Raw genomic sequence first — 16,878 nt, forward strand, 5'->3', positions numbered from 1 at the left:
GCAGAACCTTTTTCAGGGTTTGCCCCATCGCGGGAGCGTAGCCCCGGCGCGGTCGTGTTGGCGACCGCCGAGCCGGGGCATTTGAATTCCTGACATCGTCATCGAGCCAGCCAGCCTTTCGCGGCTGTCGGCTCTTCGTCGCCGCCTTTGAGCGGGCTGCAGCGCGCGTCGGTTCGTCGACGCGCCAATCCAGGAGGTTTGCCATGAATGCCACAACCCAATCGCGTTCCCGAAACACGATCCTCGTCAGCGACGCGGATCACGATCGGCTCAGCGGCCTTGCCAGAGCCTTTCTCGAGCGGACGCCCGATATGGCCGAGGACCTGCTCGCCGAGATGGACCGCGCGCGGATTGCCGCCGAAGCGGCGATGCCAGCCGATGTCGTGCGGATGGGCACGACGGTGACGCTTCACGATGGGGAAGGAAGCGTTCAGCGCGTCACGCTGGTCTATCCCGCCGAGGCCGACATCGCCGAAAAACGCATCTCGGTGCTGACGCCGCTCGGAACCGCGCTGATCGGCGCGCGTGCCGGCCGCACAGTCTCCTGGCGAAGCCGCGACGGCCGGGTGCTTTCGGCGACCATCCACGCGGTCGAGCAATCCGCGTCGCGGAGGGCGCCATGACCAGGACCATCTATCGTCTCACTCCGAAGGATCTCGCGGTTCTCGAAGCGATGCTTATGCGCCGGCGCGCCTTTGCCGACGTGATCGTGCCGATGCTCGAACGCAAGCTCGCCGAGAGCAACGTCGTCCCGGCCGGCATGGTCGAGCCCGACATCGCCACGCTGAACAGCCGGGTAGTCTTCCGGATCAACGACGGAGCCCCGGAGGCGAGGACTTTGATGCTGGGCGACGCCTCCGCTCCTGTCGGATTCGGCCTGCCGCTCGGCACCTGGCGCGGCCTCTGCCTGCTCGGCATGAGGGCGGGCCAGTCGGTAGTGGCCGAGCGCCCCGACGGCAGCCGCGAGCGCATCCTTCTCGAGGATGTGGCCTACCAGCCGGAGGCCGAGCATCAGGCGGCTCGGACGGCCGGACAGCGACCCCGTGGCCCCAGGCTGGTGTACAGCGCCGCAGGCGATCGTTGGCCCCTTGGCGGGGGCGGCAAAATCCGGCAGACAGAAGGCGACGATCCCGGCCCTTCGGCGGCATGATCGGTTTGAGGGAGCATAGAATGAAAGTCCTGGTGCTGGGCGGCGGCGTGATCGGGATCACCACCGCCTACTTCCTTGCCGAGGCTGGCCATGAAGTCACGGTGATCGACCGGCAGCAGGGACCGGCGCTGGAGACGAGCTTCGCCAATGCCGGCGAAGTGTCGCCGGGCTATGCCTCGCCATGGGCCGGGCCCGGCATCCCCGTGAAAGCCGTCAAATGGCTGTTGATGAAATACGGACCGCTGGTGGTGCGGCCGGCCTTCGATCCGCATATGTGGACATGGCTCTTGAAGATGCTGCGCAACTGCACGGCCGAGCGCTATGCGCTGAACAAGTCGCGCATGGTGCCCTTGGCCGAGTACAGCCGCGACACGCTGAAGGCGCTTCGCGCTACGATCGGCATCAGCTATGACGAGCGAGCCAAGGGCACGCTGCAGCTCTTCCGCAAGCAGAAGCAGCTCGACGGCACCGGCGGCGATGTCGAGGTGCTGAAAAAATACGGCGTTCCCTACGAGCTCCTCGACCGGGACGGCTGCATCGCGGCCGAGCCGGCGCTGGCCGGTGTACGGGAAAAATTCGTCGGTGGGCTGAGGTTGCCCGGCGACGAGACCGGCGACTGCAAGATGTTCACCGACAAGCTGGCCGAGCTTTGCGTGGCGCGCGGCGTCGCCTTCGAATATGGCACGAGCATCCGGCGCGTCGTCAGGAACCGGAACCGCGTCGTCCAGGTCGGCACCGACAAGGGCTGGCGAACGGCGGACGCCTATGTGATGGCGCTTGGCAGCTATTCGGCTCCCTTCATGCGCAAGATGAAACGGCCGATCCCCGTCTATCCGGTCAAGGGCTATTCCATCACGGTGCCGATCACGGACGCGGCGGCGGCGCCGGTATCGACCATCATGGACGAGACTTACAAGGTAGCGATAACCAGGCTCGGCGACCGCATCCGCGTCGGCGGCACCGCGGAGATTTCGGGCTTCGACCTTCGCCTGCATGAATCGCGCCGCCGCACGCTCGAGCACTCCGTCGGCGACCTGTTTCCGGGCGGCGGCGATCTCAAGGCGGCGAGTTTCTGGTGCGGCTTGCGGCCGATGACGCCGGACGGGCCGCCGCTGGTCGGGCGCAGCGAATTGTCCAATCTCTATCTCAACACCGGCCACGGCACGCTGGGCTGGACCATGGCCTGCGGCTCGGCGAAAGTGCTTGCCGATATCATTTCCAACCGGGTGCCGGAGATCAACGCGCTCGACCTCAGCCCGGACCGCTACATCAAGGCTTGATTTAAAAGGCCTGTTTCACCCACCCATTGCTGAACAGCAGCCGGTAAGCCCAGCCGATCGTGACATTGGTGGCGACCGGCTGCGAATGGGCGAGATAGTCGTCATAGACCGACTTCATGCGGCGGTAGAAGGCCGGATCGAGCACCATCATGCCGTTTTCCGAGTCGTGGACGAAGCTGCGATTGTTGAGGTTGACCGAGGAGATCGTCACCAGGCGCTGATCGATCATCATGATCTTGGAATGCAGCACCACGTCGGGCGCCTTGAATTCGCGGATGTTGATGCGGTCGCCATATTTCTCCACGAACAGCTTGTTGAGCGCGGTGAGGAAGCGGCCGCCTATGTCGCCCTTGAGATCGATGCGCCCAACGACGTCGATCCTGACGCCGCGGGCCAGCGCCCGATCGAACGCTCTCGCGAGACTGGGCGTCAGGTTCAGATAGGGATTGACGATCTCGATGCGATGCTCGGCGGTGTCGATCAGTTCGACGAAGTAGTTTTCCAGTGCATGCCCGTCCACGTAAGGCACGGAAATGAAGTGCCGCACCAGGCCTTGCGGATGGCCACCGGAACGGACCGGAATGGAAAACGGCCGTGACAGATTGGTGTCGGCATCGCGCAGCCAGACGGTCGAGAAATGCGCGGCCAGCGTTTCGACCGTCGCCGGGTCGGCGATCTCGATGTCGAAGTCGCTCCAGTTGGAATAGTAGTTGAGCGAGAAGCCGTCGGTCTTGCCGTATTGCTGCAGCTGAGGGTAGCGCGACAGGTCGATCGGCTTATGAAACAGGAACCCGTCATGGATGTTGCGGCCGCCGATGATGACGCGCGAGCGGCCGGGTTCCTCGGCCAGGGTCGCCAGCATCTTGATGTGATGGGTCTTGTGCAGCTGTGAGAGCTGCTCGTCGATCGGCGCGCCGTGATCGGCCTGCCAGCGATATTCCTGCAATTGGACATTGGGAAACTCCGCCGCCAGCCGATGCAGCAGGGCGTCGTCCTTGTCGCGCTCCAGCACGTCGGTGACCAGGATGCGTACCTTGGTGCCGAGCGCCGCGTGATGGCGGATCAGCCGCTCCATGATGCGGCCGGAGAAGTCCGCCTTGAACTCCAGCGACGACAGGTAGATCAGCTTGAGTCTCGGCGCGTTGGAGAAATCGAGCGGCAGTTCGGGATCGGCCTTGTCGAAGGCGCTGTCGGGCAGTTTCTTGCCGAGCAGCGCCTCGACCTTGGCGTTGAAGCCGTCGCGCGATTTGCGCAGCAGGGTCGGCGACCCGAGCGGCAGCGCGCAGGTCTGCGACAGCCAGCGACCGACATAAAAGGCGCGGTCGAGCGCTTCGAGCCCGGCCGGATCTGGCACCGGACAACGATCATAGCGGCTGTCGAGTGCCGTGATCCATGGGTCGGCGGCCTCCTCGCGCAGGATGGTCAGCTTCGCGCCGGACGGCGCGAGGCTGGAGCTGACGGTGAGGTCGCAACGGGTGAGCGCTTCGCTTGGAAACAGGCTGGCAGATGTCTCGGTCGCCGGCAGGCTGAGATGGAACGCGGCACCTTTGGCAATTGTCCGCGACCGGCCCGAGATGCGCATCGCCAGCGATCCGTCGCAGCTGCCGCCGATCACGACCGTTTGCCGGCCGACCTGGCGGAGCACGATCTCGACCGAGCGCGCCTGCAGGCCGGAGAAGCTGAAGGTCTTGGGTGCGGACGGCCTGGCGGCAGCGTCGAGATAGAGCGTCTGGCGCGACATGCGCCAGCGACCGGTGAAATGGCCTTCGCCCGGTTTGCCTGGTGCCAGCGGCTGCTCCGTGCTGTCGAGCGGCTTCGCCAACCGTTGCAGCGCCGGATAAGTTGCCTGGAAACGATCATTGTGGACGTCGCGCCAGTCACGGCCGAAGCGGCCGGTGCCGTTGGTGCGGTCGAGCGCATCGATTCGGCTTTGGGCCAGCAACGCCTCGAATCGCTTTTCATAGGCGGCATTGCCATTGTCCGCGAAGTAACCGGCGCTGGCGATCTCGGCGCCGCTTCGATCCGCCGAGATGGGCTGGCGCGCGCAGGCTTCGTCTCCCGGAAAGAAGGCGCAGGCGGAACGGCCCGGCATGCCGGCGCATCCGGCGAGCGCGGTCAGCGCCAGGCCAAGCAGCAGCCTTGTCACGACGGCTCCCGGTCTCACCCGGTCGCCTCGTTCATGACCTTGAGCTGGGCGGGATCGCGCGGCGGCATGAAGCCCTGCGGAAAGACCTTGCAGACGGGAAGCGCGAAGGTGGCTATCAAGAGCTCGGCCTGGCCGCGCATCTTCCTTGGCGCCGTCTTGTCGTTGCGGATCGTCCTTGCCGAAGCGATCAGCGCGCCGTCGCAATCGCAATGATTGTGGCGGGCGATATAGCAGGCATCGTGGATCCGGCAGGCGGCATCGAGCCGGTCGACCGGGGTGGCCGAGAGATCGCCGGTGCGGGTTCCGGGACCGCAATAATTGCCGAAGACGAAAGGCGAGGGGCGGGCCATCGCATAGCGGATCGGCTTCGGCAGTTCAGCTTCGGGAACCCTGGCCCACGGATTGGCGCAGCCGGAGAGGTAAAGCAGCGGCAGGATGGCAAGAATGGCTCGCATGTCTGCGCCGGCTTTCCAAGATTCCCCCTCGCCTGCCATGGCATGGCGAAGCACTGGTGCCACACTGGCCGATTTTGTGGCAAGCGCAAGGCGGGTCGGCTCCGCCTTCGGTTCGGCCAGTTTCAGCAACGACAGGCTGGCGCGATTCCCGGACGGCTATCCCGTGCGGATGGCCGGCATGGATTTTCCACCTCGGCCAACGGCGATGTCAGCTTCTACGGCCACGCCAGGATCGCGATTTCGATACGCGAGGGCCACTGTGGCTTCGTCACCTGCGGGCTGATGGGCAACAGCGCCGACAAGGTTGTGAATTCTTTCGTCCTCGATGCGCCTTGAAGGCGGTTCCAAAGCGGGTCGGCCTTTTGGCGGTATCAGACGAACAACCCTTTTTCCCGTTCCACCGCCCTGGTGATGAAATTGGCGACGAGCTGGACCCGGCGCAGCGGCCTCACCGATTCGTGATAGACCAACCAGTAGGCGCGGCGGATGGGAGCGACGATGTCGACCGGCACCAGCTCCGGCATCGAGCGGGCGACGAAGGTGTGGAGGATGCCGATGCCTGCGCCCGAGCGCACCGCCTCCGCCTGGCCAAGCGCTGACGAAATGGCGAAGCTGGTGCGCCAGTCCGGGCTGAACTCGGCGGCATAGTCGAGCGAAGGGCTGACGATGAGGTCGGGCACATAGCCGATCAGCGTGTGCCGATCGAGCTCGGCTGCTGTCTTCGGCAGGCCGTTGGCTTCCGCATAGGTGCGGGAGGCGAACAGGCCGAGCGTATAGTCGACCAGCTTTCCCGCCACCAATCGGCCCTCGGTCGGCCGCTCGACGGTAATCGCGATGTCGGCCTCGCGCCGCGACAGGGAGAAGGAGCGCGGCACCGGCACCAGCTGGATGGTGAGCTCGCGGTGGAGCGCCGTCAGCTCGCCCAAACGCTTGGCGAGGAAGGCGACACCGAAACCGTCGGGAGCGCCGATGCGCACCGTGCCGGAGACGTCGTCGCCCTCGCCGGCGATGGTCGAGCGCGCGGCGATCATGTCGCTCTCCATGCGCTCGGCGATGTCGAGGAAGCGCTCGCCGGCCGGCGTCAGCTCACTGCCGGTGGTCAGGCGACGGAAGAGTTTCGTCCGCAGCGCTTCCTCGAGCGCCGCGAGCCGTCGCGAGACGGTGGCGTGGTTAAGCTCCAGCCGTTTTGCCGCGCCGAGGATCTGGCCGGCGCGCGCCACGGCGAGGAAGATGCGGACATCATCCCAGTTCATGGGGATGACCTTGGTGACAGCGATCAAAGCCGCGTTCCTTCGCGCCCCCCTCTGTCCTGCCGGACATCTCCCCCACAAGGGGGGAGATCAGCGGTTCCGTCGCCGGCTCTTTTGTTGCGACGTTGGCTATTGGCGAAAGCAAAAATGAGAGCTTAACCTCCTCCCTTGCGGGGGCGATGGCCGGTCGGCCAGAGGGGGGTGTGAAGGAACGCAAGCTGCGGCCTTTTCAGCAATCTGCTATTTGCGGCATTTAATGCACAGCTTCCGGACGCTGTCTATTTCGCGCACAACGGTTGCGTTCTAGCTCGCGTTGCCATTGCCGCCGCAAAGGCGGACAATGCCTCATCACCAAAACAGGGAGAGAACCCATGATCGAGTACGGTCATTTCATCGGCGGCAAGCGTGTCGCCGGCACCAGCGGCCGCAAGCAGGACGTCATGCAGCCGATGGACGGCTCGGTGCGCGCAACGGTGGCGCTGGCCTCGGCGCAGGAACTGCGCGCCGCGGTCGATAACGCCAAGGCCGCGCAGATCAAGTGGGGCGCCACCAACCCGCAGCGCCGCGTGCGCGTGCTGATGAAGTTTCTCGAACTGGTCCAGCGCGACTATGACGAACTGGCCGACATCTTGGCGCGCGAGCATGGCAAGACCATTGCCGACGCGCGCGGCGACATCCAGCGTGGCCTCGAAGTGGTCGAGGTCTGCATCGGCGCGCCGCATATGATGAAGGGCGAGTTCACCGACGGCGCCGGTCCGGGCATCGACACCTATTCGATGCGCCAGCCGCTCGGCGTCGTCGCCGGCATCACGCCGTTCAACTTCCCGGCGATGATCCCGCTGTGGAAGATCGCGCCGGCGATCGCCTGCGGCAACGCCTTCATCCTGAAGCCTTCGGAGCGCGACCCGGGCGTGCCGATCCGCATCGCCGAGCTGTTCATCGAGGCCGGCCTGCCTGAAGGCGTGCTGAACGTGGTCAACGGCGACAAGGAAGTGGTCGACGCCATCCTCGACGATCCGGACATCAAAGCCGTCGGCTTCGTCGGGTCAACGCCGATTGCGCAGTACATCTATGCGCGCGGCTGCGCGGCGGGAAAACGCGTGCAATGCTTCGGCGGCGCCAAGAACCACATGATCATCATGCCCGACGCCGACATGGACCAGACGGTGGACGCGCTGGTCGGTGCCGGCTACGGCTCGGCCGGCGAGCGCTGCATGGCGATCTCGGTGGCTGTGCCGGTCGGCAACGACACCGCGAACCGGCTGATGGAAAAGCTGGTGCCGCGCGTCGAAAGCCTGAAGGTCGGTCCGTCGACCGACTCCTCGGCCGATTTCGGCCCGCTGGTGACACGCCAAGCCCTGGAACGCGTCAAGGGCTATGTCGACATCGGCGTCAAGGAAGGCGCCAAGCTGGTCGTCGATGGCCGCGGCTTCAAGATGCAGGGCTACGAGAACGGCTACTACATGGGCGGCTGCCTGTTCGACAACGTGACGCCGGAGATGCGCATCTACAAGGAAGAGATCTTCGGGCCGGTGCTGTCGGTGGTGCGCGCGCCGACCTATGAGAACGCCATCAATCTCGCCAACGACCACGAGATGGGCAACGGCGTTGCCATCTTCACCCGCGACGGCGACGCCGCGCGTGACTTTGCTTCCAGGGTCCAGGTCGGCATGGTCGGCGTCAACGTGCCGATCCCGGTGCCGATCGCCTACTACACCTTCGGCGGCTGGAAGGCGTCGTCCTTCGGCGATCTCAACCAGCACGGCCCGGACGCGTTCCGCTTCTACACCAAGACCAAGACGGTCACCTCGCGCTGGCCGTCCGGCATCAAGGACGGCGCCGAGTTCGTCATCCCGACGATGAACTGACCGGACGGTTTTTTGGTTGCGCGTCCTCGCCGCGTTGCGGCTGCGGGCGCGCGGCAGGCATCAAGGACGGCGCCGAATTCGTCATCCCGACTATGAACTGACCGGACGGTTTTTCGGTCGCGCGTCCTTGCCGCGTCGGCTGCGGGCGCGCGGCAGGCATCAAGGACGGCGCCGAGTTCGTCATCCCGACGATGAACTGACCGGACGGTTTTTCGAGAGCCTCGTGAGAAAGCGCGGTTTGCACCCGCGCTTTCTGTTTGGGGCCTTGCAGAGGAGGCCGGTTGTCCTTCACCTCATCGATATTTGGCGTAGCTTGTCGTCTCGCCCGGTCGTCGCTTGCAACTTCAGATGCATGATTTGCGACGAGACACGTCGAGGCTGCATCCGCACCTCCTAATGATTCCATCGCCGTGTGATGGAACCAACAGGCCGCCATTCGCCTTAGGCTGTATTCCTGCCATGCGTGCAGGCCAATCAAACAGCGCCGGTGGCAGCCGGGGTTCTCGTCTGGCGCGAGGAGGTGTCGGATGACACGATTTCTTATGGCGACGATGTGCCTTGCGGCGGCAGCGCTGTCGGTCGGCCAGGCCAATGCGGCAGCACAATGCGCACCACGCGCCGACATCATCAAAGCGCTCGGCGACAAGTTCCACGAAAGCGAGGCAGGGCGCGGGCTGATCAATCCGAACGTCGTGCTCGAGATCTTTGTCTCCGACCAAGGCAGTTGGACCGTTCTTGCCTCCGATACCAAGGGGCAGAGCTGCATCCTGTCCGTTGGCGAAGGCTGGGACAGCCCGACGATCACGGCAGCCGTGCCGGGAGCCTAACACTCACTGGCGCCACGGCTCGTTCAGTGAAAGCCGCGCCGGCGCCCGCATCAACGCCCGCTTGTCTACCGGGCGCAGCTTCACCATATCGAATGCAGGGAGTGATAAATCTCCCTGCGACAGACCGGAAACCAGAAGGAGTGACGTGATGGCGACGTCGAGTCCGGCCTGGAGCGTTCCGGCACACTGAGGCGGCCGAATGTGCCTCTTTTGCCGGAATGCCACGGCGAAGGAGGTGCCCATGGCACGCAGATTTTCGTTCCGAGTGGTGAAGGCGGCAGTCGCCGGCGCCGTCATGGCTTTGCCGGCAGTCCCGGTGCAGGCGCAAGTCCTCTGCGGGGGCCATGACGATCTGGTCGCGGGGCTGGCAGAGACGTTCGAAGAGAAGCGGCTGGGCTATGGCCTGGGTGGAGACATCGCCATCTTCGAGGTGTTTGTGTCGGCGAGCGGAACCTGGACCATCCTGATGACCGACGTTAAGGGCCAGAGTTGCATCCTGGCGGCCGGCGAGGGATGGGAGGACACGCTGGCCACCGCGGTCCGGCACCCGGGCGGGTGAACTGCGTAACCGGACAGTTCAGCTAAGCCGGAACCGCTCCGGTCAGCGCGTCGCGGCCGCCTCGGCGTGGTGGCGCAACAGCGCCATCAATTTCTTGGTGTCCTTGGCGGCGGCTTCCTCGTCGCCATCGAGGATAGAGCGGATCAGCGCGACGTGGTGCTCGGCCGATTCGGCGAGCCCGGTATCCGCCTTGTAGCGGAACCAGAAGCGCCGGCTGTGGGTCTGCAAGGGCGCCGCCACGCGCGCCGCGAATGGATTGTCGGCGGCGATCGCTAGCGCCTCGTCAAGTTGCTTGTCGGCCTGGATGAAGGAAAGCACGTTGCCTGAGATCACCGCCTTCTGCATGGCAAGGGCTGCCTCGTGAAACAGGTCGGCCGCCTCGCGGGTGACGAAGCGGGCTGCCGAGCGGGCAAGCACGACCTCGATGCCGCGCCTGGCATCGATAACGCGCAGCCAGTCGGCGGGGTGGAGCGGAGCGACCGCGATGCCGGCGCGTGGTCTGACGTCGAGTAAGCCTTCCCAGGCCAGCCTCTGGATCGACTCGCGCACCGGGGTACGGCCGAAGCCGAGCCGCTGGATCAGCGCGCCTTCGGTGACGAAGCTTGAAGGCGCCAGTTCAAGAGTGACGATCATGTGCTCCAGCACACGATAGGCCCTGGTCGCAACCGGCTCGAAGGCTGCGCTCGTGTCGTTGGATATCAATGCGGATATCAATGGGCACCTCCTGATATATTTTTCATATATCATAGCGGATTCAGCATTGACAGCCCGCGTCTTAATAAATATACCTCTGATATATCAGACGGAGAGATAGCCATGTGGGCCGGAATTTTCCCTGCAGTCACGACCAAGTTCACCACCGACGACCGCCTCGATCATGCCGAGATGGAGCGTTGTTTTTCCTTGCAGATGGAGGCCGGCTGCGACGGCATCATCGTCTGCGGTTCGCTCGGCGAAGGGCCAATGCTGTCGCATGACGAGAAGATCGAAGTGCTGAAGACGGCGCAGAAGGTCGCCGGGACAAAGCCGGTGCTTCTGACCGTCAACGAACCCGGCACCCGCGAGGCGGCAAGCATCGCACGCCGCGCAGCCAAGGAAGGCGCCAACGGCTTGATGGTGGTGCCGAGCCCGATCTACCACACCAATGCCGAAGAGACGGTCGCCGCACTTCGCGCCGTCGCGGAGGCCGGCGACCTGCCTGTCATGATCTACTCCAACCGGCTCGCCTATCGCGTCGACGTCACTGTCGACCTGATGGAGGAGCTGGCGTCCGACAAGCGCTTCGTCGCGATCAAGGAATCGTCGGACGACATCCGCCGCTCGACCGAGATCATCAATCGCCTCGGCGACCGCTACGACCTCTTCACCGGCGTCGACAACCTCGCCTTCGAGGCGCTGTCGGTCGGCGCCATCGGCTGGGTGGCGGGCCTTGTCACGGCCTTCCCGCGCGAGACCGTCGCCATCTACCAGTTGATGAGAAAAGGTCGCCGCGAGGAAGCGCTGAAGATTTACCGCTGGTTCAGGCCATTGCTCGACCTCGATGTCTCGACCTACCTGGTCCAAAACATCAAGCTTGCCGAAGTGCTGGCGATCGGTACCAATGACCGCGTTCGCATGCCGCGCCAGCCGCTGTCGGGCGAGCGCCGGAAGGCGGTGGAAAAGATCGTCAGGGATGCGCTGGCCGCGCGGCCGGAACTGCCGGCGTTCTGATGGCTTTCTGCTCCCGTTCGCGCGGAGCAAATGGCGGCAGACAGACGAGGGACAGCGCCAGCGTGCAAGGAAATGCCAAGCCGACCGAAGAGGGGCGCCGCCCTTCATCCGCCCGTCGGGCGCCTTCTCCCCGTGACCGGGGAGAAGGGGAAGATATCGCCATCATCGGCGGCGGCATCATCGGCATTTGCGCCGCCACCTTGCTCGCGGAGGCGGGACGCAGCGTCACCATTTTCGATCGGACGGGCATTTGCGAGGAGACGAGCTCCGGCAACGCTGCCGCCTTCGCCTTCTCCGACGTGCTGCCGCTGGCGCATAAGGGGATGATCAGGCAGTTGCCGAAATGGCTTGCCGATCCGCTGGGGCCTCTTGCCATCCCGCCGGCCTATCTGCCTAAGCTTCTTCCCTGGCTGTTCCGCTTCTGGCGCGCGGGCGCCGCCAGGCACTTCGAGGCGAGCCTTGCGGCGCAGGCCGGCATGATGAAGCTCGCCGAAGCCGAATGGGTGGGTTTGCTCGACCGCTCTGGCACGCGGCCGATGCTGCATGAGGACGGCTCGCTCGAACTCTACGAAAGCGAGGCCGAGTTCCGCGCCTCGCTGTCCGGCTGGAGGGCGCGCGAACGTTTCGGCATAGGCTTCCGCCATGTCGAGGGTGAGGGGATGGCGGCGCTGCAGCCGGGTCTTTCGCCGCGCTTCGTCAAGGGCACCTTCGTGCCGGGGTGGAAGACAGTCGCCGATCCGAAACTGCTCGGCAAGGCGATCTGGGCCTATGCGGAGCGGCTCGGCGCGCGCTTCGAGCGCGCGCGCGTCGAGCGTATCGGGACCGGAACAAACGGCGTCACGCTTATGCTTGCGGACGGCACGGCCCGAAAGGCGAAGCAGCTCGTGATCGCCGCCGGCGCCTGGTCGCATCTGCTGGCCAAAGATCTCGGCGACCGCATCCCGCTGGAGACGGAGCGCGGCTACAACACCACGCTGCCGGTGTCGGCCTTCGACGTGAAGCGGCAGCTGATCTTTTCCGGGCACGGCTTCGTCATCACGCCGCTGGAAACCGGCTTGCGCGTCGGCGGCGCCGTCGAGCTCGGAGGCATCGAACGAGCGCCTAATTTCGCGCGCTCGAAGGCGATGCTGGAAAAAGCCAAGCGTTTCCTGCCCGGGCTCGATCCGTCGGGCGGCCGCGAGTGGATGGGCTTTCGGCCATCGCTGCCGGATTCGCTGCCGGTTATCGGCCGGGCGCGGGCGCCGAACATCGTCTACGCTTTCGGCCACGGCCATCTCGGCCTGACCCAGGCGGCAGCGACCGGCCGCTTGATCCGAGATCTCCTTCTCGGGCAGGCGCCGCCGCTCGATCTCACTCCTTTCCGCCCGCAACGGTTCTGACAATTCGCCAGAATTCTGATATTTCAGGGAGCCATCATGGCCAAGACATCCTTCTTCTGCATCGACGGCCACACCTGCGGCAATCCGGTGAGGCTGGTTGCCGGCGGCGGCCCACTGCTGGAAGGCGCGACGATGATGGAACGGCGGGCGCATTTCCTCGCCGAATATGACTGGATCCGGACCGGGCTGATGTTCGAGCCGCGCGGTCATGACGTGATGTCCGGCTCGATCCTCTATCCGCCGACGCGCGAGGACTGCGATATCGCGATCCTCTTCATCGAAACCTCGGGCTGCCTGCCGATGTGCGGCCACGGCACCATCGGCACCGTGACGATGGCGATCGAGCATGGGCTGGTGAGGCCGAAGACGCCGGGCGTGCTCAGGCTCGACACGCCGGCCGGCCTTGTCGTCGCCGAATACAAGCAGATCGGCGAATATGTCGAGGAGGTGCGGATCACCAACGTGCCGTCCTTCCTCTACGCCCAAGGGCTGTCGGTGGAGTGCCCGGTGCTTGGCGAGATCAGCGTCGACGTCGCTTATGGCGGCAATTTCTATGCCATCGTCGAGCCGCAGGAGAACTACCGCGACATGGCCGACCATTCGGCCGCCGACCTCATCGCCTGGAGCCCGCTTGTGCGCCAGCGCCTCAACGAGAAATACTCGTTCATTCATCCGGAAAATCCGGGCATCAACCGGCTGTCGCACATGCTGTGGACCGGCAAGCCGAGAGATGCCGAGGCCGATGCCCGCAATGCCGTATTCTATGGCGACAAGGCGATCGACCGCTCGCCTTGCGGCACCGGCACCTCGGCGCGCATGGCGCAGCTCCACGCCAAGGGCGGGCTCAAGGTTGGCGACAGTTTTGTCCATGAGTCGATCATCGGCTCGCTGTTCAAGGGCAGGGTCGAAAAGGAGGTCAGCGTGGCCGGCAAACCAGCCATCATCCCCTCGATCGGCGGCTGGGCGCGTATGACCGGACTGAACACCATCTTCATCGACGACCGCGATCCGTTCGCGCACGGGTTCATCGTCACCTGATCGCTCCCGGTCGGCGCGTCAGGCCGCCTCGTCGTTCGTCGAAACCTGACTACCGAACCAATCGGCAAAGGTGATTTCGGCCGCCGTTCGCCTCGCCGTCACATGACCGTCATACCGAGCAGAATTCCTTGCTTGGCGGAATGCGCGGGACGGCAAAATCGAGCGCTGCCGCTGACGCAAGGAATCTTCTCATCAATTTATTTTGACGACGATTTCTTCGAAACGACGCGCATGATACGGCTGAATCATCAAAGACATTGCGTTGTGCCAATGATAGGGTCCGCGATAGTCCAGGGGCCGGGTGCGAAAAAGCGGGCAATCGGGCAGCGTGCTTCCAAACCACGCGCGGCGATTGAAAAATCACGTTGCAATCCGGGCTTGAAACTTTACGACTAGGGGCAATACGAAAAGGAATGCGTCCTCGAAGGCGACATTCCAGGGGAGCCGCTTAAATATGCAGTATTTCGTCCAGCAGCTTATCAACGGGCTGACGCTGGGATCTATCTATGGGCTGATCGCGATCGGCTACACGATGGTCTACGGCATCATCGGCATGATCAATTTCGCCCATGGCGATATCTTCATGGTGGGCGCCTTCACGGCCCTCATCGTCTTCCTGATCCTCGGCGCGATGTTCTATTCGGTGCCGGTGGTGGTGGCGCTCCTGATCATGATGATCGTGGGCATGCTGCTCACCAGCCTCTACAACTGGACGATCGAGAAGGTGGCCTACAGGCCGCTGCGCGGATCGTTCCGGCTGGCGCCGCTGATCACCGCCATCGGCATGTCGATCGCCCTGTCCAACTTCGTGCAGGTCACGCAAGGGCCGCGCAACAAGCCGATCCCGCCGCTGGTCAGCCAGGTCTATACGATCGACGGCATCAGCGTCTCGCTCAAGCAGATCATCATCGTGCTGGTCACCGCCGCGCTGCTGGCGATCTTCTGGTATCTCGTCAACAGGACGGCATTGGGGCGGGCGCAGCGCGCCTGCGAGCAAGACCGCAAGATGGCGGCGCTGCTTGGCGTCGACGTCGACCGCACAATCTCCATCACTTTCATCATGGGCGCAGCGCTTGCCGCGGTCGCCGGGACGCTTTTCTTGATGTACTATGGCGTGGTGGTCTTCTCCGACGGCTTCGTACCGGGCGTGAAGGCCTTCACGGCGGCGGTGCTTGGCGGCATCGGCTCGCTGCCGGGCGCAGTGCTCGGCGGGCTTTTGATCGGCTTCATCGAGAGCATGTGGTCGGCCTATTTCTCGATCGACTACAAGGACGTCGCGGCCTTCTCGATCCTGGCGATCGTGCTCATCTTCCTGCCCTCCGGCATCCTGGGCCGGCCTGAAGTCGAAAAGGTCTGATCCTCATGGCCGTTACCGTTTCTCCGGAGCGCGACGTCGTCGCTACTCCCATCCAGCGCGCGTTCCGCGAAGCGCTCTACGCCGGCGCCATCGCGCTCGGCCTGTTCGTGCTGTTCATCGGTCTGAGGACCGATCAGAACATCAACAACGAGCTGATCCTGGTGCAGCGTTGGGGCCTGCTCGCCCTGGTGGTCCTCGCCGTTGTCGTCGGGCGCTTCCTCTATGTTGCCTATGCGGTTCCGGCGCTCGAACGATCAAGGGCTGAAAGGGCCAAGGCGCCTGCGATCGCCGTGGAGCCCGGCTTCGTGCGGCGAAACTTCAACAAGATCGGCGCCACGGTGCTGATCCTCTATCCAGTGGCGATGGTGCTTCTGTTCGGCTTCCAGGGCTCGCTGAAATGGGTCGACAATTTCGGCATCCAGATCCTGATTTATGTGATGCTGGCCTGGGGCCTCAACATCGTCATCGGGCTAGCCGGCCTGCTCGACCTCGGCTATGTCGCCTTTTACGCCGTCGGCGCCTATGCCTATGCGCTGCTCGGCACGCATTTTGGCCTGTCGTTCTGGATCCTGCTGCCTGCCGCCGGCGCCATGGCCGCCTTCTGGGGCGTCATGCTCGGCTTCCCGGTGTTGCGGCTGCGCGGCGACTACCTTGCGATCGTCACGCTCGCCTTCGGCGAGATCATCCGTCTGGTGCTGATCAACTGGCGTGAGGTGACCAACGGCTCGGCCGGCATTTCCGGCATCCCGAAGGTCTCCTTCTTCGGGCTGATGTCGTTCAACGTCTCGGACCCGAACTACATCGCCAAGGTGCTGGGCATCGCCCAGTCGGGCGCCTACTACAAGATCTTCCTCTATTATCTCATCCTGGCGCTCTGCTTCCTCACCGCCTTCGTCACCATCAGGCTGCGCCGCCTGCCGGTGGGCCGCGCCTGGGAAGCGCTGCGCGAGGACGAGATCGCCTGCCGCTCGCTCGGCATCAACACCACCACCACCAAGCTGACGGCGTTCGCCACCGGCGCCATGTTCGGCGGCTTCGCCGGCTCGTTCTTCGCCGCGCGCCAGGGCTTCGTCAGCCCGGAATCGTTCGTCTTCCTTGAATCGGCGATCATCCTGGCCATCGTCGTGCTCGGCGGCATGGGCTCGTTGGGCGGTATCGCGGTGGCGGCGCTGGTGATGATCGGCGGCACCGAGATCCTGCGCGAGCTGGGCTTCCTCAAGGTGGTGTTCGGTCCGGACTTCACGCCGGAGCTCTACCGCATGCTATTGTTCGGCGTTGCGATGGTGATCGTCATGCTGTGGAAGCCGCGCGGCTTCGTCGGCAGTCGAGAACCAACAGCCTTCCTCAAGGAGCGAAAAGCGGTCTCAGGCTCCTTCACCAAGGAGGGCCACGGCTGATGAGCGCGCAAGTTTCCATGAACGACTTCATCCTGCAGGTCGAGCATCTGTCGATGAAGTTCGGCGGCCTGATCGCGATCGGCGACCTGTCGTTCCAGGCCAAGCGCGGCGAGATCACCGCGCTGATCGGGCCGAACGGTGCCGGCAAGACGACGGTGTTCAATTGCATCACCGGCTTCTACAAACCTTCGGAAGGCATGATCACGCTCAGCCGGCGCGACGGCTCGAACTATCTGCTCGAGCGCCTGCCCAATCACGAGATCCCGGCGCGCGCCAAAGTGGCGCGCACCTTCCAGAACATCCGCCTGTTCTCGGGCATGACGCTGCTGGAGAACCTCCTGGTCGCCCAGCACAACAAGCTGATGAAGGCCTCGGGCTATACCTTCCTCGGCCTGTTCGGCTTCTCCAGCTACCGGCAGGCCTCGGCTGAATCGATCGATCTCGCCAAGCACTGGCTGGAAA

General features: G+C 64.3%; 18 protein-coding genes. 13 read left to right on the forward strand and 5 right to left on the reverse strand.

Translation table 11 applies throughout. The features are described from left to right. The first annotated feature begins 203 nt into the window (after positions 1 to 203). Genes rnk through EOA32_RS18615 form a run of 3 tightly spaced genes read left to right on the forward strand, consistent with a single transcriptional unit; the run spans position 204 to position 2,430 of the window. The gene (gene rnk / locus EOA32_RS18605; RefSeq protein WP_095778064.1) at positions 204 to 623 is read left to right on the forward strand and encodes a nucleoside diphosphate kinase regulator; all 420 of its coding nucleotides are present in this window, start codon (positions 204 to 206) and stop codon (positions 621 to 623) included. Continuing rightward, the gene (locus EOA32_RS18610) at positions 620 to 1,150 is read left to right on the forward strand and encodes a nucleoside-diphosphate kinase (protein ID WP_128372515.1); all 531 of its coding nucleotides are present in this window, start codon (positions 620 to 622) and stop codon (positions 1,148 to 1,150) included. The genes rnk and EOA32_RS18610 overlap by 4 nt, the downstream gene beginning before the upstream one ends. A 20-nt stretch (positions 1,151 to 1,170) precedes the next feature. After that, positions 1,171 to 2,430: a D-amino acid dehydrogenase gene (locus EOA32_RS18615; RefSeq protein ID WP_128372516.1), complete on the forward strand. Its 1,260-nt coding sequence runs from the start codon at positions 1,171 to 1,173 to the stop codon at positions 2,428 to 2,430. Between the two features lies 1 nt (position 2,431). Here the strand turns inward: EOA32_RS18615 and EOA32_RS18620 are convergent, their stop codons facing one another. Further along, positions 2,432 to 4,522, reverse strand: coding sequence for a phosphatidylserine/phosphatidylglycerophosphate/cardiolipin synthase family protein (locus EOA32_RS18620; protein ID WP_128372523.1), 2,091 nt, complete (start codon positions 4,520 to 4,522; stop codon positions 2,432 to 2,434). Positions 4,523 to 4,590: 68 nt separating this feature from the next. Continuing rightward, on the reverse strand, positions 4,591 to 5,031 hold the full coding sequence (locus EOA32_RS18625; RefSeq protein WP_095827581.1) for a hypothetical protein: 441 nt from the start codon (positions 5,029 to 5,031) through the stop codon (positions 4,591 to 4,593). Between the two features lie 42 nt (positions 5,032 to 5,073). On the opposite strand from EOA32_RS18625, the gene EOA32_RS18630 reads away from it, so the two are divergent. Further along, entirely contained in the window at positions 5,074 to 5,367 is a 294-nt protein-coding gene (locus tag EOA32_RS18630; protein WP_128372517.1) for a hypothetical protein, read from the forward strand. Between the two features lie 35 nt (positions 5,368 to 5,402). Here EOA32_RS18630 and EOA32_RS18635 read toward each other — a convergent pair whose 3' ends face one another. Next, complete coding sequence (locus EOA32_RS18635) at positions 5,403 to 6,284, reverse strand: LysR family transcriptional regulator (RefSeq protein ID WP_067002181.1); 882 nt, start codon at positions 6,282 to 6,284, stop codon at positions 5,403 to 5,405. A gap of 368 nt (positions 6,285 to 6,652) precedes the next feature. Here EOA32_RS18635 and EOA32_RS18645 point away from each other — a divergent pair, with 368 nt between their 5' ends. Then, on the forward strand, positions 6,653 to 8,149 hold the full coding sequence (locus tag EOA32_RS18645; RefSeq protein WP_128372518.1) for a CoA-acylating methylmalonate-semialdehyde dehydrogenase: 1,497 nt from the start codon (positions 6,653 to 6,655) through the stop codon (positions 8,147 to 8,149). 527 nt (positions 8,150 to 8,676) lie between these two features. Further along, positions 8,677 to 8,976, forward strand: coding sequence for a hypothetical protein (locus tag EOA32_RS18655; RefSeq protein ID WP_067001648.1), 300 nt, complete (start codon positions 8,677 to 8,679; stop codon positions 8,974 to 8,976). Positions 8,977 to 8,979: 3 nt separating this feature from the next. Here the strand turns inward: EOA32_RS18655 and EOA32_RS18660 are convergent, their stop codons facing one another. After that, on the reverse strand, positions 8,980 to 9,219 hold the full coding sequence (locus EOA32_RS18660) for a hypothetical protein (protein ID WP_067319524.1): 240 nt from the start codon (positions 9,217 to 9,219) through the stop codon (positions 8,980 to 8,982). Here EOA32_RS18660 and EOA32_RS18665 point away from each other — a divergent pair. Further along, positions 9,218 to 9,535 (forward strand): hypothetical protein, encoded by a 318-nt coding sequence (locus tag EOA32_RS18665; protein WP_095827519.1) that lies wholly within the window; start codon positions 9,218 to 9,220, stop codon positions 9,533 to 9,535. The two genes, EOA32_RS18660 and EOA32_RS18665, sit on opposite strands and share 2 nt — an antisense overlap. A gap of 42 nt (positions 9,536 to 9,577) precedes the next feature. On the opposite strand, the gene EOA32_RS18670 is transcribed toward EOA32_RS18665, so the two are convergent. Beyond that, positions 9,578 to 10,237: a GntR family transcriptional regulator gene (locus tag EOA32_RS18670; protein ID WP_128372524.1), complete on the reverse strand. Its 660-nt coding sequence runs from the start codon at positions 10,235 to 10,237 to the stop codon at positions 9,578 to 9,580. Between the two features lie 114 nt (positions 10,238 to 10,351). Here EOA32_RS18670 and EOA32_RS18675 point away from each other — a divergent pair, with 114 nt between their 5' ends. The 6 genes from EOA32_RS18675 to EOA32_RS18700 all read left to right on the forward strand — a co-directional run. Further along, positions 10,352 to 11,245, forward strand: coding sequence for a dihydrodipicolinate synthase family protein (locus EOA32_RS18675; RefSeq protein WP_128372520.1), 894 nt, complete (start codon positions 10,352 to 10,354; stop codon positions 11,243 to 11,245). Between the two features lie 62 nt (positions 11,246 to 11,307). After that, on the forward strand, positions 11,308 to 12,624 hold the full coding sequence (locus tag EOA32_RS18680; protein WP_245499320.1) for an FAD-dependent oxidoreductase: 1,317 nt from the start codon (positions 11,308 to 11,310) through the stop codon (positions 12,622 to 12,624). Positions 12,625 to 12,660: 36 nt separating this feature from the next. Further along, the gene (locus tag EOA32_RS18685; RefSeq protein WP_095827523.1) at positions 12,661 to 13,662 is read left to right on the forward strand and encodes a 4-hydroxyproline epimerase; all 1,002 of its coding nucleotides are present in this window, start codon (positions 12,661 to 12,663) and stop codon (positions 13,660 to 13,662) included. Between the two features lie 454 nt (positions 13,663 to 14,116). Further along, complete coding sequence (locus EOA32_RS18690; protein WP_095809919.1) at positions 14,117 to 15,019, forward strand: branched-chain amino acid ABC transporter permease LivH; 903 nt, start codon at positions 14,117 to 14,119, stop codon at positions 15,017 to 15,019. Between the two features lie 5 nt (positions 15,020 to 15,024). Beyond that, positions 15,025 to 16,416 (forward strand): high-affinity branched-chain amino acid ABC transporter permease LivM, encoded by a 1,392-nt coding sequence (gene livM, locus EOA32_RS18695; RefSeq protein ID WP_067001672.1) that lies wholly within the window; start codon positions 15,025 to 15,027, stop codon positions 16,414 to 16,416. Beyond that, a partial coding sequence (locus EOA32_RS18700; RefSeq protein ID WP_128372522.1) for an ATP-binding cassette domain-containing protein occupies positions 16,416 to 16,878 on the forward strand: 463 nt, incomplete at its 3' end. The genes livM and EOA32_RS18700, both read left to right, overlap by 1 nt.

It is taken from the genome of Mesorhizobium sp. M1A.F.Ca.ET.072.01.1.1 (assembly GCF_004023325.1).
GTDB lineage: Bacteria > Pseudomonadota > Alphaproteobacteria > Rhizobiales > Rhizobiaceae > Mesorhizobium.